Origin of the sequence: Fructobacillus broussonetiae (assembly GCF_018437275.1) — a bacterium.
Classification (GTDB): Bacteria; Bacillota; Bacilli; order Lactobacillales; family Lactobacillaceae; genus Fructobacillus; species Fructobacillus broussonetiae.
This window is the reverse complement of record NZ_JAAMFK010000011.1, coordinates 38,101-59,431: the sequence shown is the minus strand read 5'-3', so window position 1 is coordinate 59,431 and position 21,331 is coordinate 38,101. Positions and strand designations below refer to the sequence as shown.

Annotated in this window: 17 protein-coding genes, 1 pseudogene, 1 riboswitch and 1 other annotated feature; of the genes and pseudogenes, 3 read left to right on the top strand and 15 right to left on the bottom strand. The window is 46.3% G+C overall.

The genetic code is table 11. The features are described 5' to 3' along the window. Positions 1-40: 40 nt before the first annotated feature. The 4 genes and pseudogenes from G6R29_RS06400 to guaB all read right to left on the bottom strand — a co-directional run. Entirely contained in the window at positions 41-1,138 is a 1,098-nt protein-coding gene (locus G6R29_RS06400; RefSeq protein ID WP_213809513.1) for a KxYKxGKxW signal peptide domain-containing protein, read from the bottom strand. A 307-nt stretch (positions 1,139-1,445) separates the two neighbouring features. Further along, a complete protein-coding gene (guaA, locus tag G6R29_RS06395) occupies positions 1,446-2,987 on the bottom strand; it encodes a glutamine-hydrolyzing GMP synthase (protein WP_213809512.1) in 1,542 nt (513 codons plus the stop codon). A gap of 1 nt (position 2,988) precedes the next feature. After that, entirely contained in the window at positions 2,989-3,879 is an 891-nt protein-coding gene (locus tag G6R29_RS06565; RefSeq protein ID WP_274381055.1) for an IMP dehydrogenase, read from the bottom strand. A 57-nt stretch (positions 3,880-3,936) separates the two neighbouring features. Next, positions 3,937-5,013 (bottom strand): annotated as a pseudogene (gene guaB / locus G6R29_RS06560) (IMP dehydrogenase); the annotation flags it as partial. An 86-nt stretch (positions 5,014-5,099) separates the two neighbouring features. Beyond that, positions 5,100-5,196, bottom strand: a riboswitch (purine riboswitch). Between the two features lie 146 nt (positions 5,197-5,342). Between guaB and G6R29_RS06385 the strand changes: the two are divergent. Then, the gene (locus G6R29_RS06385) at positions 5,343-5,846 is read left to right on the top strand and encodes a GNAT family N-acetyltransferase (protein WP_213809510.1); all 504 of its coding nucleotides are present in this window, start codon (positions 5,343-5,345) and stop codon (positions 5,844-5,846) included. A gap of 39 nt (positions 5,847-5,885) precedes the next feature. Here the strand turns inward: G6R29_RS06385 and G6R29_RS06380 are convergent, their stop codons facing one another. The 3 genes from G6R29_RS06380 to leuS all read right to left on the bottom strand — a co-directional run bounded on the left by G6R29_RS06380 (position 5,886) and on the right by leuS (position 11,785). Then, positions 5,886-6,899, bottom strand: a complete 1,014-nt coding sequence (locus G6R29_RS06380; RefSeq protein WP_213809509.1) for a YitT family protein — start codon at positions 6,897-6,899, stop codon at positions 5,886-5,888. A gap of 169 nt (positions 6,900-7,068) precedes the next feature. Further along, on the bottom strand, positions 7,069-9,246 hold the full coding sequence (locus G6R29_RS06375) for an oligosaccharide flippase family protein (protein ID WP_213809508.1): 2,178 nt from the start codon (positions 9,244-9,246) through the stop codon (positions 7,069-7,071). Positions 9,247-9,355: 109 nt separating this feature from the next. Further along, complete coding sequence (leuS, locus tag G6R29_RS06370) at positions 9,356-11,785, bottom strand: leucine--tRNA ligase (protein ID WP_213809507.1); 2,430 nt, start codon at positions 11,783-11,785, stop codon at positions 9,356-9,358. A gap of 494 nt (positions 11,786-12,279) precedes the next feature. Here leuS and G6R29_RS06365 point away from each other — a divergent pair, with 494 nt between their 5' ends. Both G6R29_RS06365 and G6R29_RS06615 read left to right on the top strand, forming a co-directional pair. Beyond that, complete coding sequence (locus tag G6R29_RS06365; protein ID WP_213809506.1) at positions 12,280-12,804, top strand: class I SAM-dependent methyltransferase; 525 nt, start codon at positions 12,280-12,282, stop codon at positions 12,802-12,804. A 55-nt stretch (positions 12,805-12,859) separates the two neighbouring features. Next, positions 12,860-12,991, top strand: a complete 132-nt coding sequence (locus tag G6R29_RS06615; protein WP_274381053.1) for a hypothetical protein — start codon at positions 12,860-12,862, stop codon at positions 12,989-12,991. Between the two features lie 202 nt (positions 12,992-13,193). On the opposite strand, the gene G6R29_RS06360 is transcribed toward G6R29_RS06615, so the two are convergent. From G6R29_RS06360 to G6R29_RS06325, 8 genes are all read right to left on the bottom strand, one after another. Further along, entirely contained in the window at positions 13,194-14,261 is a 1,068-nt protein-coding gene (locus G6R29_RS06360) for a collagen binding domain-containing protein (RefSeq protein ID WP_213809505.1), read from the bottom strand. Between the two features lie 307 nt (positions 14,262-14,568). After that, the gene (gene tuf / locus G6R29_RS06355; protein WP_213809504.1) at positions 14,569-15,756 is read right to left on the bottom strand and encodes an elongation factor Tu; all 1,188 of its coding nucleotides are present in this window, start codon (positions 15,754-15,756) and stop codon (positions 14,569-14,571) included. Between the two features lie 233 nt (positions 15,757-15,989). Next, on the bottom strand, positions 15,990-16,904 hold the full coding sequence (locus G6R29_RS06350) for a hypothetical protein (protein ID WP_213809503.1): 915 nt from the start codon (positions 16,902-16,904) through the stop codon (positions 15,990-15,992). A gap of 89 nt (positions 16,905-16,993) precedes the next feature. Next, a complete protein-coding gene (locus G6R29_RS06345) occupies positions 16,994-18,826 on the bottom strand; it encodes a ribonuclease J (RefSeq protein WP_213809502.1) in 1,833 nt (610 codons plus the stop codon). Positions 18,827-19,055: 229 nt separating this feature from the next. Beyond that, complete coding sequence (gene rplT, locus G6R29_RS06340) at positions 19,056-19,475, bottom strand: 50S ribosomal protein L20 (RefSeq protein ID WP_213809501.1); 420 nt, start codon at positions 19,473-19,475, stop codon at positions 19,056-19,058. A 43-nt stretch (positions 19,476-19,518) separates the two neighbouring features. Then, complete coding sequence (rpmI, locus tag G6R29_RS06335) at positions 19,519-19,716, bottom strand: 50S ribosomal protein L35 (protein ID WP_213809500.1); 198 nt, start codon at positions 19,714-19,716, stop codon at positions 19,519-19,521. A gap of 51 nt (positions 19,717-19,767) precedes the next feature. Continuing rightward, complete coding sequence (gene infC / locus G6R29_RS06330; protein ID WP_213809516.1) at positions 19,768-20,307, bottom strand: translation initiation factor IF-3; 540 nt, start codon at positions 20,305-20,307, stop codon at positions 19,768-19,770. Positions 20,308-20,318: 11 nt separating this feature from the next. Continuing rightward, positions 20,319-20,442 (bottom strand) — a sequence feature (ribosomal protein L20 leader region). Positions 20,443-20,502: 60 nt separating this feature from the next. Then, positions 20,503-21,165 (bottom strand): DUF1361 domain-containing protein, encoded by a 663-nt coding sequence (locus tag G6R29_RS06325; protein ID WP_238476990.1) that lies wholly within the window; start codon positions 21,163-21,165, stop codon positions 20,503-20,505. Positions 21,166-21,331 lie beyond the last annotated feature (166 nt).

Sequence of the window (21,331 nt, the reverse complement as noted above, 5' to 3'; positions counted from 1 at the left end):
TCATACCTATGAATCGAACCTAGTGATGTAAAAAAAGTGTCTAACTTATTGACATACGAGCAATATCATCCTTGGCGTTCTTGGCATCGGCATCAACTTTACTCTTTGCCTTATCCTTATCTGTTTGAGGAATGTCTAAGCCGTCAATCTTCTTTTTGGCATTATTGGCTGCATTATCGATAGCTGCCTTAGCAGCATCTTTGGCCTGTCCAGCTTTAGCAGCAACATTATCGGCGTTATTTGCATCATTATTGATACCGTTCAAATCATTAACGAAGTCCTTATTCGTATCTTCGCCATTAACCTTATCGTGGAAGTCCTTCTTTTGATCTGGAGTCAAGTGCTGCTTGTTATCAATGTTTTCGTTGGTATTCTTCTTTAACTGATCAATCAAGGCATTGTTGAAGGCATTTCCAAACTGAGGAAATCCCAGAGTACGTGCTGAACCATAAATGGCGTGATTATTGATCGTTTGAGTATCAGATGAAAACATACCTGTTACTTGGTCATCTTGCACAATCTTCACAGGCTGAATATCGACAGTCAAAGTTGACGTACCACCAACGACAGTACCAGCTGGATAACTACTGTTAAAGACATTGTTTTTAGCTGTCAACTGTTGGGTGTTATGGTTGGCATCGGTGAACATCACATTACTCGTCTTTTCAGACATTGACTTAGAAAAGGCCAAGTCAAATGACGTCGTACGACCGGCCCCACTAGTCGTCAAAGTAGGCGAATTGAAAGTAAACTTCATTGTAAAGGTGTTCTTTTCTTTGTTATATGTCAAACCTTCATAAGTAAAGCTCGTTTCTTTTTGAATTCGATCTAGTTCGTTTCCAGTCTTAACAGGACCCCATGTTTCTTGCGTGCTTTTAGGAACACTCGACTTATCTGGTGTTTCATTATAGTGCTTAAAGTAGTCCGTATTTTGGGCGAACCAGTAAGGGCGGGAACCATCATCGTCTGCTGAAGCTGAAATACCTTGTGGTAAGATTGGAACACTAATTGCGTTTGCCAACCCTTGTGCGCTACCAGCAATCGTCAATCCGATAATACCGGCAAACAACCATTTCTTACTTGCCTTGTACATCTTATAGTGCTTTGTTACTCGTGTATTTGTTGAATGTTTCAACATTTCCAAACTCCCTCCAAATTCATTTATCACCAATATAAAAAACCAAGCAGTTGCTTGGGCATGCCTCGCAAGTGCTTGGATCGACTCGGTATTTAAAGGGGTTGGTTCAGACAGATTGTCAGAACATGTTCTTGTTATATTCGTAACTCGTCAGTTACATTATACATTCGTATCTTATAAAAATACAAGGTCAAGATAGAATTTTTAAAATAATGATACAAGTCAACTTAAAACAAAAAAAGCAGCCCTTACTAGGTGCTGCTTTTTTTACTTCTCTCTCTAATTTAAAACCGATTAACTGGGCTCTCTATTCCCATTCAACCGTTGCTGGTGGCTTAGCCGTAATGTCGTAGACTACACGGTTAATGTGGTCAACTTCGTTTACGATTCGTGAAGATACCTTCTGCAAAACGTCCCATGGCAAACGGGCGAAGTCAGCCGTCATTCCGTCAATTGACGTAATGGCACGAACAGCGATGGTGTATTCATAGGTTCTAAAGTCCCCCATGACACCAACGGACTTGTTGTTCGTAAGCACCGTAAAGTACTGCCATACATCATTTTCAAGACCCGCCTTTGCGATTTCGTCACGCAAGATCCAGTCGGATTCACGAACGACCTTCAAGCGGTCTTCGGTGATGGCCCCCATCACACGGATTCCAAGACCAGGTCCTGGGAATGGCTGACGCCATACCAATTCGTGGTCCATGTTGAGCTGTTCACCCAACTCACGAACTTCATCCTTGAAGAGTGTGTTCAATGGTTCAATCAACTTGAACTGCATGTCTTCAGGCAACCCACCAACGTTGTGGTGAGACTTAATCGTCTGAGCCGTTTCCGTACCAGATTCGATTACATCTGTATAAAGCGTTCCCTGGGCCAAGTAGTCCATTCCGTCCAACTTCGTGGCTTCGTCGTTGAAGACTTCCACGAATTCGTTACCGATGATCTTACGCTTCTGTTCAGGGTCCGTGATACCGTCCAACTTTGACAAGAAACGGTCCTGGACATCAACCTTGATGATGTTCAAACCGAACTTACCACCAAGCATTTCCATCACTTGAGCTGCTTCGTTCTTACGGAGCAAACCGTGATCAACGAAGATACAAGTAAGCTGGTCACCGATGGCCTTTTGCAAGAGAACACCAACAACGGATGAATCAACACCACCAGACAGACCAAGAAGGACCTTCTTGTCCCCTACTTCCTTACGGATATCAGCAATTTGTTCGTCGATGAATTCGGCCATTGACCATGTTGGCTTTGCGCCAGCAACATTCATCACGAAGTTCTTGATGATTTCCTTACCGTGTTCAGAAAGCGTTGTTTCGGAGTGGAACTGTACACCGTACAATCCTGCTTCATCGTTTGCGATGGCAGCAATTGGTGTCTTTTCAGAACCGGCCGCGACCTTAAAGCCTTCAGGAAAAACCGTTACGTTGTCTGAGTGAGACATCAAAACAATTTGCTTTTCCGGCGTTCCTTCAAATAGTTTTGAAGGAGCCGTTTGCGTAATTTCGGTTTGACCGAATTCTCCGTTTCCTGGGTTGGCTTCGACTTTGCCACCCAAGTGCCGGGCAATTAATTGCATCCCGTAACAAACACCAAGAATCGGGATTCCCAATTCAAAGATTTCAGGGTCAATCTTAAAGGCGTCTTCGTCGTAAACGGACTTCGGACCACCTGACAAGATGATTCCCTTTGGGTTGTATTCCTTCACTTCAGCAGCTGTCATCTTGTTGGACTTCAACTCTGAGTAAACACCCATTTCGCGGACACGGCGCGTGATCAATTGGTTGTACTGTGAACCGTAGTCCAGTACTAAGATTTTGTCATTTGCTTCTACCATATTAGTCTCTTTCTTGTTCGACGTAGTTAGGGGCTTTCTTGGTAATTTCAACATCGTGCGGGTGTGATTCCTTCAAACCATTATCGGTGATTTGAACGAACTGTGCGTCCATGCGGAGCGCTTCCACGTTCTGTGATCCCGTGTAACCCATTCCGGCACGGAGACCACCATCCATCTGGAAGACAGCGTCTTCAACGACGTCTTCCTTCGTCAAGTAGTCAGAAATCATCACAACGTCTGCTCCACCAGCAATGGCCTTCACCACGTCACCGGAGTAGTGGATACCACCCTGGGCGATAACTGCTGTGTCTTGACCAGCCATTGCCTCAACGACCGTCATCACCGTTGTCAAGAATGGGTAGTGCGCATCGTCTTCCCACTTTGAGTTCACGGAGCGGCCAGCAATGACGGCGTCGACACCAACCTCAGCAAGCTTTTCTGCATCCGCAGCTTCTTCGATTGTTCCAACGATCAACGTGGCGTCCACCAAAGCAGCCTTTAGGTCTGAAACGGCCGTCAACGTCATCTCATCCAATGCCTTTGGCAAGTACAAAACGATGGCAGACGCACCTGCCGTTACCAGTTCGGCAACCCGCATTTGGCTGTCTTCTGCCAACCAGACTTCGACGGCGATGGCCCCCTTGTCGTTTGAAGCCTTTGCGGCTTCTTGTACCATTTTAACTTGGTCTTCAATCTTTTCTTGTGCGGGAACGATTCCCAAGGCACCGGCTTCTGCCATGTCCTTAGCCAATTCGGCTTCGCGCTTGTCAGTCAAGTCCGCGGCTGCCAATGGATTGGCCAAAGTCAACTGACCGACCTTGGTTTCCAATGAAACCGTGTGAGGCAAAACGTTTGAGGCAGCAGGTACCAAAAGCGTTTCGTCGTAACCCAAACCGTGTCCCTCGTCTTTGTGTTCGACCAAGGCTGCTTGGTAATCAAAGGCGGGCGTCGTCTTCTTAATGGACTTGCTATGCTTGATGGCTTCAAGAACCGTCTTGGCACCCATTTCCGCAAAACCGTCCTTCAAGTGATCCAAGATTGGCATCAAGACGTCCTTTAATTCACCCTTGTAAGCAACTCGGGCTTCGATTCCTTCCGGAACCATCTTCTTGGCTTCGTTCACTTCACCTTGGAAGTAACGGTCCTTTGAACCGTTTTCCATGGCCGCGATTGAACCCATTCCACGGTAAAACTTAAACTTCTTTCCGTTGTCTTCAAAGACCTCACCTGGCGTTTCCTTCGTTCCGGAGAACATGGAACCAAGCATAACAGCGTTACCGCCCGTTGAGATGGCCTTCAAGATGTCGTCTGGTGTTTTGGCACCACCATCGGCGATGATTGCCTTGCCACGCTTTGAGGCTTCCTTAGCAGCATCGCGAATGGCTGACAACTGTGGCACACCAATTCCGGCAACAACACGGGTCGTACAGATTGAACCAGGTCCGATTCCAATCTTAACGACGTCGGCACCAGCATCGTAAAGGGCTGCTGCACCAGATTCAGTCGCGATGTTTCCGGCGATGATGTTCAACTTAGGAAAGGCCTTTCGAACTTCCGTCACCTTACGCAAAACACCTTCTGAGTGACCGTGTGCTGAATCCAAGATAACAGCGTCAACACCCGCTTCAACCAAAGCGGTTGCGCGGTCAACCGTGTCATTCGTTACCCCGAGCGCTCCAGCAACAATCAACCGTCCTTGGTCGTCCGTTGCAGCGTTTGGCGTCTTTTCCAAATCAACCGGTGTGTTCTTAACCTTTTCAACTTCAGCTGCTTGGTCGGCGATGGTCATGTTCTTGTGGATAACACCCATTCCACCGAATTCAGCAAGCGCCGTTGCAAAGCGAGCTTCCGTCACCGTATCCATGGCGGCAGACAAGAGTGGAATGTTCAATCGAAGTGACGGTGTTAAGACCGTCTTCAATGAAACGTCTGATTTTGAAATGCTTGAAGAGTGGTTCTCCATCGCCATGTCATCAAAGGTCAAGCCCATTGGCACGAACTTGTTTTTCTTTTGAAATGCTGCCATGATTCTCCTTTAAGCAGACACATCGCAAACAAAAAGACACCCTGCAGTCTTCTTACCAGATCCGCAGAGTGTCTTCTAAAAGTCTTTATCAAAAAACACTCACGGATAGTCACGACTTTTGGGGCGCGGTAGAGACTGCTGGCCATTTTCCAGCGATATATCTGTTCGTTTTTACTTGAATTGTTAAATTTAATTATACATATTTACCCCTTACATAGCAAGTGAAAACTTTATCAGGCCGGGCTTTCTTCGCCCTTGCACTTTTTCTCATTTTATTCTAATATTAAATTAACAAAACAGTTTTAAGAGCACCGAATGAGGTAAGCAAAATGAAAACCTTTGATTCGCCTGCCGGCTTGGTTCAAATCAAACCCGTTCAGGTTAAATACGCTGCGCCCCTATTTCAAGCGATTGTGGATAGCCGAAAAGAATTATCTGAATTTCTGCCCTGGGCCAAGGAACAAACCCTCCAGGATACAAAAGACTACTTGTACCAGTGCAAGAGCACCGTCTACAGGAAACAGCCACTAACCTTTGCCATCATCATCGCTGGTCGTCCTTCCGGCATCGTCAACTTGGACGGTGTCGACCCAGACGAATCGAGCGTGGAAATCGGCTACTGGCTCGGATCAGACTTTTATAACCTTGGCATTATGACGCAGGTTGTTGAGCAAATGAAGGACTACGTCTTTTCAAAGCTTGGCCTTGAGTGGATCACGCTGAAGGCAAAACACGAAAATATCGCCAGCCAGCGGGTGGCCGAAAAGACCGGTTTCAAAGAGATTGCGCACGACGACGTCTTCATCACCTACGAATTCGAACAACTCAAATAAAAAAGGATGTCTCCTTTAAGAGGCATCCTTTTCTTTTGCTTATTTATCAGAACCGTCTTTGTTTGTTTCCAAACCAGCGTTGTTTTGCTCTTCCAGCTGGGCGAGCTGCTCTTCCAACTGCTGCTCCGCTTCGAGCTGTGCGTCGATGGTAACCGCCTTTGGTCCCATGGACTTCTTCATCTGCAACTGACGATCCGCATCCCAGAATTCTCCGGCAACAGAAACCGTTGAAAGCAAGTTGATGAAAGCCTTTGGATCAACGGAACGAACCGCTTCTTGCATTTCGAAGAGTTCGAAACGGGACAAAACCGTCATCAAGGTCGTTGATTCACGCTTCGTGTAGGCACCGGATGATGGCAAAATTGTAATTCCACGAATCAAATCACGGTGCAACACGTCGATCACTTCTTCGCCCTTTGACGTGACAATCAAGGCCGTCAACTTACGGTAACCCGTGTAGAGTGCATCAACCACTTGACCGGTCGCATAGATTCCAATCAACGTGAACATGGCGTTTTGCCAACCAATAAAGAATCCGGCGAAGACGACAATCACACCGTTTGCGATGTTCATGAAGGCTCCGATGGACTTACCGGTACGCTTTTGAACAATCATGGCGATGATGTCAAAGCCACCCGTTGAGAATCCGTAACGCATGGCCACACCGATGGCTGCTCCGACGAAGAGACCACCGAACAACGTTGCCAAAAGTGGTTCCGTCGTAAAGGCGTGCGTTGGCAACAGAATCAAGAGGATGGAAACGACCACGGCGTTCAAGAAGGAAAGCACCGTAAATTGACCACCAATCATCTTCCAACCAACAATTCCGATTGGAATGTTGAAGAGCAAGAAGAACACACCGGTCTGAATGTTCAAGTTAAAGAATGCTGCTGAAGACAATGAGAACAACTGGGCGATTCCGTTCAAACCAACAGAGAAGATGTTGTTTGGAATCAAGAAGTAGTTCAATCCCGTCACTTGCAAACCAACTGACATGCAGAAAAAGACGATTGTTAAGGCGACTTTACGCCATTTCTTTTGTGCTTTTCCCATCGTACTTTCCCCCTTTTAATCGTTTTAAATCACTCTTTCAATCATATCACAGACAAGCCCGTCTGAAGAAGCATTACAGCGCATTTCGTTACGATTATTTCATCCGTCGTTTCGAGAACAAATAAAAAGTCACCCTCAGGGGTGACTTAAATAGTTATTTCTTAATCGCTTAACGGCGACGGTTTAGAATTTGTGACAGCAAACCGAAACGCTTGTATAGGTAGAGCAACAAGGCCCCTCCCGCTGCCATTCCAAGGAAGGTGGCCAATCCGGCCCCGAACTTCGTGTTATCTGCGACAAGGAAGTTCGCAGAGAATTCAGACACTAAGAAAGCCACGATGGCCATCGCAGCCGAAGCGAGATACCCGTACAAAAGCGTCTGCTTGATGCTACCAAGCGATACCTTGTACTTGGTCTTCAAGAACCCAAGCATCATGAGCAAGGCCCATCCGAAACCAAAGGCAGAAGCAATGAGCGCCCCCATCCCCTGGAACAAATAAATCATTGGCACCTGGAATACGACCTTCACGAGGATTCCCCAGAAGAAGGCACGCACGACAACCGGTCCGGCTGACAACGCCTGTAAGACGAAGGCCAACAACATGAAGACGGCCATGATGATTGTCAGGATACTTGAGAACTGCAAGAGGTAGATACCTGCTTGCGCCGTTCCATCAATTGGGTAGAAGAACTTGTAGAGCACGTCTGAGATCGCGTACATCCCCAATGCCGATGGCATCAACACCAAGGCCGTCAACTTGAAGGTGTTTTGCACTTGTTCCTGGATTCCCTTGAGAGAACCTTCGGCCTTCTTTGCCGCCAAGATTGGCAGCGCCGTTGCGGCAATTGACGTCGCAAAGGAAATCACGATCATAACGAGCTTGTTTGGGTTCGCAGAAAAGAGCGCGAATTCCACTTGAAGCTGTTCGGCTCCCGTGTGGAAGAAGGCCTTCATCAGCGGGAAGAAGGAGTACTGGTCGACAAACAAGAAGAGGTTCGTCGACGCCCCAATGATGATAAATGGCCATGACTCCTTCAAAATCTCCAAGACCTTTGACTGCGTCTTGTCTGGTTTCAAGAAGGAAAGCACGTTAGCTTTAGCCTTGGCCTTCTTCTTGTAAACGAGTGAACCGCCCTCTTCCACCTCTTCAACGGGGTGTAAGAGATCCTTGTAGTAAACCCATCCCCATGCCAAGACGGCAATGGCGAAGAGTGCCCCGATAAAGGCAGCAAAGGTGGCTTGCACGACGGCGCCCGTCCAGTTTGCTGGGTTAGCACCCAAGACAATCCAGGTCGCAATCAAGAGGTAGATGATTCGTCCAATCTGTTCGACAATCTCAGACAAGGCTGAGATATGCATCAACTGGTGGCCCTGGAAGATTCCACGAACCATGGACATGGCCGGAAAGACCAAGACGGCCGGTGCAAGCGAGTGCAAGACTGGCACCACGTTTGCGTTACCGTTTGATAACAACGGTGCAGCCACGTAAAGCAGAACGGCGAAGATGATTCCCAGCAGTGTTCCGATTTGAAGGGACTGCTTGGTCAAAGACCAGAGGCCATCTTCATCCTCTTTTGCAATCAACTGGGCCATCACCTTTGAGATGGCGGATGGGAATCCGAATGTCGCAACCGACAACAGGATACCGTAAATGTTATATCCCTGTGAGAATAAGGCGTTCGCTTGGTTCGCCGCCGCGCCCAGCATGGCTAACCATGGCAGGATGAAGGCTGCTCCGAGCAAGCGGGAAACGATGTTACCAACGGACAGCCAGAAGGATCCACGCACGAGCGCTTGGCTGTCGTTTTGGTTCTGTCGCTTGTATGCTTTTTTTCCTGGCTTCAGCTTTGAAAGGCCGTTCTTAGCCTTATCCGTCACGTTGCGGATTGACTGTGTCGTCATCGCCTGAGCGGCGTTGGCCGCATCGTGTGCGAAATGCTGGGCTTGACTGGCAAAGTCAGAATGGCGGGAAGACTCAGCGTGATGTTCAGGCTCGGCGTGGCGTTCAACTTGTTGCTGTGGTCGATCCGGGCGCTGAGGTGCCTGCTGTTGTGATGCTTTTTCTGTAGCTTTGGCGGGCGCCTGACTTTTCTGCTGAGTGGCTTGGTGTTGCGTATTCTTCTTTGCACGGCGCTCTTCTGCTTCCGCCTCTTTTCCGAGCTTCTGGAAAAGTTGGTAACGTTCTTCTGGACTGCGGGCAGACAACGCGTTTTCGTCACGCTTCTCGCGGTTCCAAAAGGCCCACTTTGAACTGTGGCTTGGCTGGAGATTCTTCTCAAGCTTAGCTAGCAGCTCATCGGCGCTTAGGTATTCATTTTGATCATTTCGTGGATTATTTTCTGTCATGATCACGTTTCCTTCTTTTGATGCTTAGAAAGCGCCCGAGGCACTAACTTTTAATATGTACCCAGAACCGGACTGGTCCGGTTCTGACTTTGTCATTTTTCAAGAAAAATTACTTAGCAACGATGTTGACGAACTTACCTGGGATCGCGATAACCTTTTTCACGTCAGCGCCTTCCAAGTACTTTTGAATCTTGTCATCCGCCATGGCAGCAGCTTCCATGTCTTCCTTTGAAACGTCTGCAGGAAGCACTTGCTTTGAGCGAACCTTACCGTTCACCTGGAAGATGATTTCCTTTTGGTCATCGACCAAAGCCTTTTCGTCATACGTTGGCCATGCCACGTAGGCGATGGATTCCGTTGCTCCCGTCAACTTTGACCAGAGTTCTTCGGCCAAGTGTGGCGCAAACGGTGCCAACAATTGAACAAATCCTTCCATGTAGTTTTGAGGCAACTTATCCTGCTTGTAGGCTTCGTTTACAAAGACCATCAACTGTGAAATGGCCGTGTTGAAACGGAGTTCTTCCAAGTCTTCCGTCACCTTCTTGACCGTTTCGTTGTAAACCTTCTTCATGGCGTCTTCGCCCTGGTCTGACAACTTGTCTGAAAGGCTGCCATCGTCTTGGACGAGCAAACGCCAAACACGGTCCAACCAACGGCGTGATCCCGTCACACCTTCTTCAGACCATGGCTTGTTTTGCGTCAAAGGTCCCATGAACATTTCGTAAATCCGAAGCGTGTCTGCCCCGTATTCGTTCACGATGTCATCAGGGTTCACGACGTTTCCCTTAGACTTGGACATCTTTTCGTGGTTTTCACCAAGAATCATTCCCTGGTTCACCAACTTGTGGAATGGTTCCTTGTTAGGCACAACCCCGAGGTCGTAGAGCACCTTGTTCCAGAAACGTGCGTAGAGCAAGTGCAAGACAGCGTGTTCGGCCCCTCCAACGTAGAGGTCGACGTTTTGCCAGTAGTCCAACTTGTCCTTTGCCGCCAAAGCGTCTAGGTTTGTTGGATCGATGTAGCGGAGGAAGTACCATGATGAACCAGCCCACTGTGGCATCGTGTTCGTTTCGCGACGACCCTTAACGCCGTCTTCACGGGTTACTTCCAACCAGTCCTTGGCGTTGGCGAGTGGTGATTCACCCGTACCTGATGGCTTCATCTCATCTTGAGACAATTCAGGCAAACGGAGTGGCAATTCTTCTTCTGGGACGAGTGACATCGTGCCGTCTTCCCAGTGAATAACAGGAATTGGTTCACCCCAGTAACGCTGGCGTGAGAAGATCCAGTCACGGAGACGGTAGTTCACCTTCTTCTCCCCGGCCTTGTGTTCTTCCAACCAGTCGATCATCGTCTTGATGGCTTCGTCCTTGTCCATGCCGTCCAAGAAGCCAGAGTTGATGTGCTTACCCTCACCGGCGTAAGCTTCTTCTTCCACGTTTCCACCTTCGATGACGGGTGTAATCGTGAGGTCGAACTTCTTAGCAAAGTCGTAGTCGCGCTGGTCGTGCGCTGGCACGCCCATCACGGCTCCGGTTCCGTATGATGCCAACACGTAGTCCGCAATCCAGATTGGCAACTTTTCGCCGTTAACTGGGTTAATGGCGTAAGCACCAGTGAACACACCGGACTTATCCTTGTTCAAGTCCGTTCGCTCCAAATCAGACTTCAATGAAATCTGCTTCTGGTATTCGGCAACGGCTGCCTTTTGGTCAGGCGTTACGATTTGGTCCACGAGGTCGTGTTCAGGTGCCAAGACGATGTATGAGGCACCGAAGAGCGTGTCGGCACGCGTTGAGAACACTTCGATTTGGTCGTCGTGGTTTTCCACGTTGAAACGGATTGAAGCACCGATTGAGCGACCAATCCAGTTACGTTGCTGTTCCTTGATGGCTTCTGGCCAGTCCAAGTCATCCAAATCATCGATCAAGCGGTCAGCGTAGGCCGTAATCTTCAAGACCCACTGCTTCATTGGCTTACGGTAGACGGGGTAACCACCACGTTCCGTCTTACCATCAACCACTTCTTCGTTTGCGACAACTAATCCACCACCTGGAAAGTCAGGTGCCCAGTTAACCATCATTTCATCTTCGTATGCCAAGCCCTTCTTGTAGAGCTGTTCGAAGATCCATTGGGTCCACTTGTAGTAGTTTGGATCCGTGGTCTTTACTTCACGGTCCCAATCATATGAGAATCCAAGTGATTGCACCTGATTCTTAAAGGTCTGGATGTTTTCATCCGTAAACGTCGCCGGGTTGTTTCCCGTCTTCAATGCGTATTGTTCCGCTGGCAAACCAAAGGCGTCCCAACCCATTGGGTGCAAGACGTTAAAGCCTTGTGCACGCTTGTAGCGAGACACGATATCCGTTGCCGTATACCCTTCTGGGTGACCAACGTGAAGCCCTTGTCCTGATGGATATGGGAACATATCCAAGACGTAGTACTTATCCTTGTCTGAGCCATCAACGGCCTTAAAAGTCTTGTTATCCTGCCAGAAGTGCTGCCACTTCTTTTCAATATTCTGGTGATCGTATCCCATGTTTTTCTCCTTTACCTAACAAAAAAAGCCCTACGTCAGCAGAAAAAAGCCAACGTAGGGCGGTTGAAACCGCGGTCCCACCTACATTTCACTAAGAGATTATTCTCCTAGCCTCAGTACCTTAACGCGGTAAAACGGACTGACTACTCGAAGTTCACCAATCGCGCTTTCAACCGAGTTCGTAGTGTTGGTTGGTAAGCTTCCAGCCCCGCTTACTTTCTGATGCTCCGCTGCTACTACTAGTGTTGAAAAGTAACCTAATTATAACACAAGAAAGGAAAAATTCGCTATACTAGGCAATGGATTGGAAATGAAGGAATGGAATAAATTCTTTTATTTTTATAGCGGAACGTCTTTTAATTGATGTGCGCAAAAATAGGCACGCAACTTTCAATTCAATGAGAGAGGCGCGCCAAAATTTTGAAGCGCCTCCTTTAGCCTGGATGCGCCTAATCTGGATGCGCCGCAAAAAAACTTTTACAAAGGAGGCCACCATGGCATACACCAACCGGCACTTTATCAAAAACTTTTTGGAGCAACACGTTTCAACCGGGCAAATTGTCATCGACGGTTTTGCCAAGGAAGGACAAAACACACGTTTTCTCGCCTCACGCGTTGGAAAAGATGGCCAGGTCCTCTCCTTCCACGATACGAAGGAAGAAGCAAACAAGACGGCCGCCTCATTGTTCATGGTGGGCCTTCAGGACCGTGCCACGATTCTGAATGGTGGTCTGTCCGATGCTTCTCTTAAACAAGAACTGGGACATCTGACAAAGGTCGATCTCATCGTCTTTGACTATATGGACGACACCGTCGATGAAGACACCATTGAGGAGGCTGTGAGCGCTGCCTGGCCTTACTTACGTGCTGGGGGAACCTTGCTGCTCACGGTCGGTGCTGCAAGCAAGGCTGCCGGCTCGGCTGTTGGAGAAGCGTTAGACGGCGTGGGTTCGGAGGCGACTTTTACAGCCGTAGACGGACAATCGGTGTTGCTTGAAAAGGAAGCAAGCGAAGATTAAGCATCGCGCTTACCCGTGGTATAATAACAGCAGTTCATTCATTAAGGAGTACAGTATGGGACGCATTACGAACCAAGAAGAAAAGCTCAACAACCCTTTGGAAGACTTCATCTCCTTCCCTGATCCAATTTCAGAAGAAGAAAAGAAGGACCGTGAAAAGGCTCTCGGTCAAGATAAAAAAGACTAATTAAAGAAAAAGCGCTCGGCTGAACAATACAGTCGGCGCTTTTTGCATGCATAAAGGTATCAGTTATCGATTAATTTTCTTCATGAAGGCAATGGCCGAAACAAAGCTTAACGTTGTTAGCGTAGCTAAGAACAGTAATGTCTTTTTGTTATCAGACACTTTTCCGGTCATTGGTAACATAGGCACTTGCTTTTCATTCGATTCAGCCCCCCTTGTTGTCTACCCCACCCGAGGTGTTTGGTAAGACGAAATCAGGGTGCTTTGGTGCAGGAGTAGGCGTAGGTGTAGGGGTTGGATTAGGTGTTGGGGTTGGGGTTGGATTTACCGGATTTCCACCATCGTGCTTAGGTACGTGTCCACCAGGGCGTTTCTTTCCCATGATGAACTCATATATAAACACTTTATCGGCTGTATGAACATTATAAGCTGTTGCTTTTTTAAATTGAATACCATTTAAGTCAGCATCATTGGTATATTCAGTTCCGTCTGGGGTTGTTTCAGGATCATATTTCGAATAATAAAACACTTCATAACCAGTATTAGAATCAATATCGCCAAAGTGAATTTGAAAATGAGTACTACCATTTGCTGACAAGCCCGGGGTAACTGAAATTCCATTCTTTTCATAGTCACCAGAACTAATGAAAGTACGCTTGTTCATATCCCATCCAGTTGAAAGATCATATTTCCATATTTGAAAACCCTTATTAGGATACAAGGTCTGTCCGTTGCTTAATTGATCATTTAAGACGGCATTATTAATATTCATTTTTCGTGCATTTAAACGAACAGACCAGTAGATATAACCTGCTTCTGTCTTTGGATTCCCATAGTTACCCGACTTGTTAATGATGAAATCATCTTTTCCGACTGGTGTCGCAGGAGTCGGATCAGGGGCGGGTGTCGGACCAACAGTTGGCGTGCTAGGAACGGAATGAGTATTCACGCCCCAATTTATCGGAACAGTACGAGACGTCTTACTATTAACTACATTCCAACCTGCGTAGGCCACAAGTATATTGTCTAATAATCCGTTTTCTTTAAAATACTTCTCAGCATAGTCGTTCCAACTAATTACAACGTATCGATCACCTTCAGTCGACGTAGTTCCTAAAACATTGCCGTCGGCATCAGTAAGTGGTGAAACCTTATCCACACTTTCCATAATATCTGGATTAAACTGAAAGTTTATAGGTAAATAAAACTTTAAATGATCACCAGACTTAATGGGGGAATTTTTAGGTAAGTCGAAATGCCAAGTGATTTTCATTAAGTCATCAACTTGATATTACTTTGCTTGATTACCTTGTGATAAATCGTCTAAGTCAATTGATTTTACGTAGGGATTTAAATTTGGCTGCTCGTCCGCAAATCCAACAATATTAGTAATTCCGGACATAAAAAAATTGATAAAATTATTATCAAACGCTTTAACATAAATACCCTCTCTCAATGCACATCTATTCGATTTGCAATTTCATCATGTTTATTATAGACCAATCATGCCTTTAATAACAAGATTGTATTCTCATAAATAAAAAAAGCCTGCCTAAGCAGACTTTTTTTGAAAGTTGTAATTAACCTTCGATTTCAGTAACCGTTCCGGCACCAACAGTGTGGCCACCTTCACGAACAGTAAACTTCAAACCTTGTTCAATGGCAACTGGGGCGATCAATTCAACGTCGAACGTTACTTGGTCTCCAGGCATAACCATTTCAACACCGGCTGGCAATTCTACGACACCAGTAACATCAGTCGTGTGGAAGTAGAATTGTGGGCGGTAGTTAGTGAAGAATGGAGTGTGACGTCCTCCTTCTTCCTTAGTCAAGACATAAACTTCGGCCTTGAACTTCTTGTGAGTCTTGATTGAGCCAGGGGCTGCCAAAACTTGTCCACGTTCGATTTGGTCACGGTCAACACCACGGAGCAATGCACCGATGTTGTCACCAGCTTGTGCTTCGTCCAAAGTACGACGGAACATTTCGATACCAGTAACAGTAGTCTTTTGAACTTCGTCCTTCAAACCAACGATTTCAACTTCAGTACCAGTAGTCAAAACACCACGGTCAACACGACCAGAAGCAACAGTACCACGACCAGTGATCGTAAATACGTCTTCGACAGGCATCAAGAATGGCTTGTCAGCTTCACGGTCTGGAGTTGGGATGTATGAGTCAACTGCATCCATCAATTCCATGATAACCTTAGCTTGTTCTTCATCACCTTCAAGGGCCTTCAAAGCTGATCCCTTGATTACAGGAATGTCATCGCCTGGGAAGTCATATTCTGACAACAATTCGCGAACTTCCATTTCAACCAAGTCAACCAATTCTTCGTCGTCAACAAGGTCAGTCTTGTTCAAGAAGACAACCAAGTATTCAACACCAACCTGGCGGGCAAGCAAGATGTGTTCACGCGTCTGTGGCATAGGACCATCAGTAGCGGCAACAACCAAGATAGCACCGTCCATTTGTGCGGCACCAGTGATCATGTTCTTAACGTAATCCGCGTGACCAGGGGCATCGATGTGGGCGTAGTGACGAGCTTCCGTTTCGTATTCGATGTGGGAAGTGTTGATCGTGATTCCACGATCCTTTTCTTCAGGCGCGTTATCGATTTCGGCGAAATCAGTAGCAGTCTTACCTTCCTTTTCAGCCAATACCTTTGAGATAGCGGCAGTCAAAGTAGTCTTTCCGTGATCGACGTGCCCAATCGTTCCAATGTTAACGTGGGGCTTGTTACGTACATATGTTTCTTTAGCCAATGTAGTTTCCTCCAAATTTTATTTTCTCAGTTTATCCAAGAAAAATCGTATGTTTACATTTTACAACGATTACCCGATAAAAACAACCGGATGAACCGTTTTTCTGGCCTATGAGCCGGAATTAATTATACTAATATATAATTTTTTTGTAAACAATTTTTTCACTTCTTTTTAGTCTAGCAAAAAAGGCCTCGCAAGGCCTTTTTTAGCGTTTTCATTCAAATAACAGTTTTTTATGATGCACCCATCTCTTCCAAGGAACGGTGAACCAAAAGATGTAAGTTCTTTTGTTCTTCACTCTCCTCTTCAAAGCTTTGATCATCACGGTCGTTGAAAAGGGTCATGTCACTCTGAACCCAGGCAATTGGATTCTCAATCCGGTCAATCTGCGGGAAGAGCACATGCATCTCCAACTTCAACTGTTCCATTAACATTTCAAAGGCCACCGGATCTTCTTGCCCCACCGTTTCGATGAGGTAATTTCTGGCTGCCTCAAAATTTGGATCGCGGAGTGGGCGAGGATGTTCACAAAAAACCGTTGTGTACTCTTTTCCATCAAGGAAGCAGTAGGTGAAGTTCTGGTGCAAAATCAGGCACTGAATATCCGACAAGATGCTTGCCTGAACCAAAGGCAACGTGTAAGGATCCTTCAAAATAGTGCGAGCCGCATCGACGTAGTCTTCAATTGGAAGCGACATTGCATCTTGATAAATTTGCTGTTGTTCCAAGGCGTCGTAACCCGAGATATGGTGAAAACGTCGAGCAATTTTCTTCAAGGCATCGCCGTGTTCTTCCTTCGCCTTTTTCTCAGCTTCTTCCACTTCCTTTATCCGACGGTTTTTGTCTCTTTCTTCAATTGACTCCATCGCCATTCGACGGGCCATGATGAAGTATGAGGCGTTCAAACAAAGATCAAAATAGAACTGGTAGTCCTTTTTTTGCCCTAGGTATTCGCCGACATACTCCTTTGCGACCGTCAACGCCGCCTGGGGTTGTCCACTTCGTGACAGCGCACGAGCAAACAGTTGATTATTTTCAAAGGTTCGGTCACTGTCATACAAATCTGACCACTTTTGCACGGCCAGTTCGTAGTCCCCATTATCAAAGGCTTCTTGCCCTTCTTGTCGTAAGTTGTTTACCGGAGTCATGTACTCTCCTCTTTGTTGCTTCTTCAAAAGTCAAACCCGTACGTGATTGCAAAAAGCGAAAAAGACCCGAGGGGGTCTTTTTTTCATCACTATTCAGCGTTCTTTGAAGCGTTTTGCTTGTTTGCTGGCTTCTTTGCTGACTGGTTTTGCTTCTTGCCCTTAGCAGAATTCTTTTGCTTTTTACCGTTAGCAGGCTTCTTGCCCTTCTTGTCGCCTTCTTGTCCCTTGTGGTGCGGGCGGCGGTTTTGGTTAACTTCCATCACAACCGGCATCACCATTGGGCGACGACGCGTTTCGTTAAAGAGGAAGCGGGCTAACTTTTCGCGAACACCGTTCTTGAGTTCGTTCCAGTCGAACGCCTTGGCGTTCTTCAAATAGTCTTCGATGGCCTCAATGGTAATCTTTCCAGCTTCCTTCATGAGGTCCCGGTTCGCCTTCACATAGACAAAACCGCGAGACGTCATCTTAGGCTTTGAGACAACCTTGCGCTTCTTTCGATCAATCGTCACGACCGTCACGAAGACACCGTCTTCTGACAAAATGCGACGATCACGCAAGACAACGTTTCCGATATCCTTCAATGAATCACCGTCGATCATCGTTTCAGCGATTGAAACGGCACCAGTCTTTACAAAGCCTTCGTCAGTGAGCGTAATCTGATCACCGCGCTTAGCAAGAATGATGTTTTCAGGATTCATACCGATTTCTTCGGCTGCTTCCTTCGCTGTCACCATCACGCGGAATTCCGCTGAAACTGGCATCAACATTTGTGGCTTAAAGATGTTCATCAACAATTGCAAGTCACCCTTTGAGGCGTGACCTGAAGAACGCAAATCAGCAGAAATCTGCTTAACGTTTGCGCCCTTCTTAAAAAGCATGTTACGCGTTTGGGCAACGTATGATTCAACAGCAAATGCTGGTGTCGTGGTAATGAAGACGAAGTCGTTTGAACCAATCGTCACATCAGGGTCTTCACCCTTTACCATCTTGTGCAAGGACTTAACGGGTTCACCAGTTTGACCGGTTTCCAAGACAACCGTAGCTGAATCAGGCAAGTTGTCCAAGTCTTTCAAGTCCGCGAAGAGCTCTTCTTGTGGCAATGGTAAGTCCAAAGCCTTTTGTTTCAAAGCGGTTGAAACAACCTTTTCCACGTCGTTTCCAGCAAGAACGATTCGACGGTGCGTCTTAGCAGTGGCGTCGATTACTTGTTGAATGCGTTGGATGTTTGAAGAAACGGCAGCGACGATAATTCGCTTCCCTTTTGCTTCAACAAAAGCCTCTTCGATGTAATCGTGAATCTGGCTTTCAGAAGCAGCGGGCTTTCCCGTTTCTTCTGTTCCAGCTGCATCGGCCAACAAAGCCAAAACTGGCTTAGATCCAATTTCAGCTAAACGTTGGTAATTCGTCGCAAAGGTTTCCTTCACCGTTTGGTCAAACTTAAAGTGACCGGTGTAAACGATTTGACCTTCGTCCAAAGTCATTACAATTCCCAATGCTTCAGGAATCGTGTGGGTTGTGTTGAAGAAAGAAATCTTGACTGTACCGAAGTCGATTTCGGTCTTTTCATTTACGACATGGTAGTCGTCAAAGCTACGGTTTGCTTCTTCTTTATTGATGGCAAGTTTTGCCAACTCAATCGTCATTTCAGACCCAAAGATTGGCGCTTGCACTTGTTGCAACAAGTATGGCAGTGCACCGATGGCATCCGTGTGTCCGTGTGACAGAAAGATACCAGCAATCTTGTCTTGGTTTTCAATCAAGTATTCAAAGTCAGGAATGACAACGTCAATTCCAAGTTGTTCAGTTTCGGGATACTTTAAACCAGCGTCCAAGATAAAAATCTCGTCGTTAACGTTGACGGCGTACATGTTCTTTCCATTTTCGCGTACGCCCCCAAAGGGAATAATATTCAAATCTGTCATTTTGTTTCCTTTTGTATCGTGTAATTTAATTATCACTTGAATAACTTCGCGTTGGAAGCTACTCTTGTCTCGATTTCAATTACTTCTATCTTAACATATTCTATACAAACTTTGCCGAAACAATCCCTTCTTCTTACAAACAATCTTGTACGGTTTTGACTTTTTCGTCTTATAAAAATACAAAATAAAAAAGCCGATCCAGAAGATCGGCTCTTTATATAAATAAATATTAACGGTTAACGTTAACAGTCTTGTCAGTCGTTGCAGCAGTGCGTTCCTTGTTCAAGACGTTTTCCTTCTTCAAGGCTTCCTTTGCTTGGTCAGCAACCTTTGAGAAAGTGTCAAAGTCTGAAACTGCCAAGTCGGCCAACATCTTGCGGTTCAATTGAACGCCGGCCAAAGTAAGACCGTGCATCAACTTTGAGTATGACATACCGTTCATACGGGCTGCAGCGTTGATACGTGCAATCCACAACTTACGGAAGTCGCGCTTGCGGTTCTTACGATCGCGGTAAGCGTACAAGTATGACTTGTAAACTTGTTGCTTAGCAACCTTGTAATTGATACGGCGTTGACCACGGTATCCCTTGGCCAACTTGATAAACTTCTTACGACGTGCGCGTGAAACTGTTCCACCCTTTACTCGCATGGGAATTTCCTCCTAGAAATAGTTACTTATAAAAACCCTGAAATTAGAGGGTTGACAACATCTTTGCGTACTTCTTAATCGTTGTCTTGTTCATCATGCGTGTTCCACGCAATTGACGACGTTGCTTCTTCGTCTTACCGTGGAAACGGTGTGACGTGAAGGCTGAGGCTGACTTAAAGCCACCCTTTGCTGTCTTCTTGAAACGCTTTGCTGAAGCGCGGTGAGTCTTCATCTTGGGCATGTGTCCATTCTCCTATCGTATTCCAGTATCTTTAGTCAGTTAAGTCTTGGCTTAGCCCTTCTTAGGTGCCAATACCAAGAACATTTGCCGACCGTCCATCTTAGCGCGTTGCTCAACCTTGGCAATGTCATCCAATTCGTTGGCCATGCGTTCCAAGACTTCCCGTCCAATATCTTGGTGGGTGATCATTCGACCACGGAAGCGTAAGTTCAACTTCACCTTGTTTCCCTTTGAAAGGAACTTGATGGCTGCCTTCTTACGAGTTTCGAAATCACCAGAATCAATAACTGGTGACATCCGAACTTCCTTGACCTGAATGACCTTCTGGTTTTTGCGCTGTTCTTTCTGACGCTTTTGCGCCTCGAACTTTGCCTTACCCCAGTCCATGATCTTAGCTACAGGCGGTTGTGCGTTTGCCTGAACCAAAACCAAGTCTTGGCCCATATCGTCCGCTTTGCTTTGCGCATCGCGAGTCGACATTTCTTCTTGCTTGCCGTCATGAATTAACAAAACGCGGCTGGCACGGATATTATCGTTGACTAAGTCAACTTGTCGTGGTTGACGTGCTATGGTTCGATACCTCCAAAATATTTTTGTGTGAACAACGAAGAAAAAAGTGGACGAACCGAAGTTCGCCCACTCTTACCTTACTGTACTGAAGTACAACGTGTATCTGCCTAGCAACGCGAGTCACGAGGCGAGAAGCGGGCGCTTCTACTTGTTCAACGTCATTAAGTATAGACGATGCATCCCCACGTGTCAACGGATATTTGGCAATTTATTGAATTAATTTTCGCTTATTTCTGAACCTTGGTCATTTGCGGCTCGGTTAGCTTCTTCCTGCTCTTGTTGAGCCAAGTGTACCAACAAGCGGCCACCATAATGGTAGGCCACGAGGATAGCAAACTGCGCCAAGGCGAAGAGACCAACGAAGGCAAACATGTGTCGTGAAATCGACGTCTTCATATAGTAAACAACCATATCGAAGTTCGTAAACACATCCCAGGAATTTAGACGCAAGAAGCGACCAAGGTAAATGCCAAAGGAAGATAGCCAAGAAACGATTCCAAGCGTAATCAGTGAAGGCCATGGCCCCTTCTTTTTCAAGAAGCGGTGCATCATGAGCTCCAGTGAAAGAATCCCCAAGAACACGCCGATAAAGATACCAGCCGCCAGCACTGAGTAGTTAAAGTACTGGTAACGGACGTCCAATGCCGTTGAGATGTACTGCAAATGAATGAAATCCGTGATCATGTACATCGTGTTCGGGAAGAAAAGCAACCAGAGAATGGAGAAGGAAAGCTGCGTCACCTTCAAGCGAGAAGAAATCGCAATCAAAGCAAAGTCCAATGGAAGCAAAGCTAAAAAGACATTCCACATCAAAAATTCGAAGTGGGTTGGTGTCAAGTAGACAAAGGCAATGAAAAGCCCGACGACTAGATGAACCATAATTATGCTATTGATATTCTTCTTAAATAGCGACATATTCTTCCCCTTAACGCACAATCTTACCTGATGAAAACTGGTAAGAGATAACGTTCCTATTTTAACAGTTTTTAGAATAGTAGTTAAGCTTTTCAACGGTATTTTTTCGCTTTTTTCAATACCGGTAAAG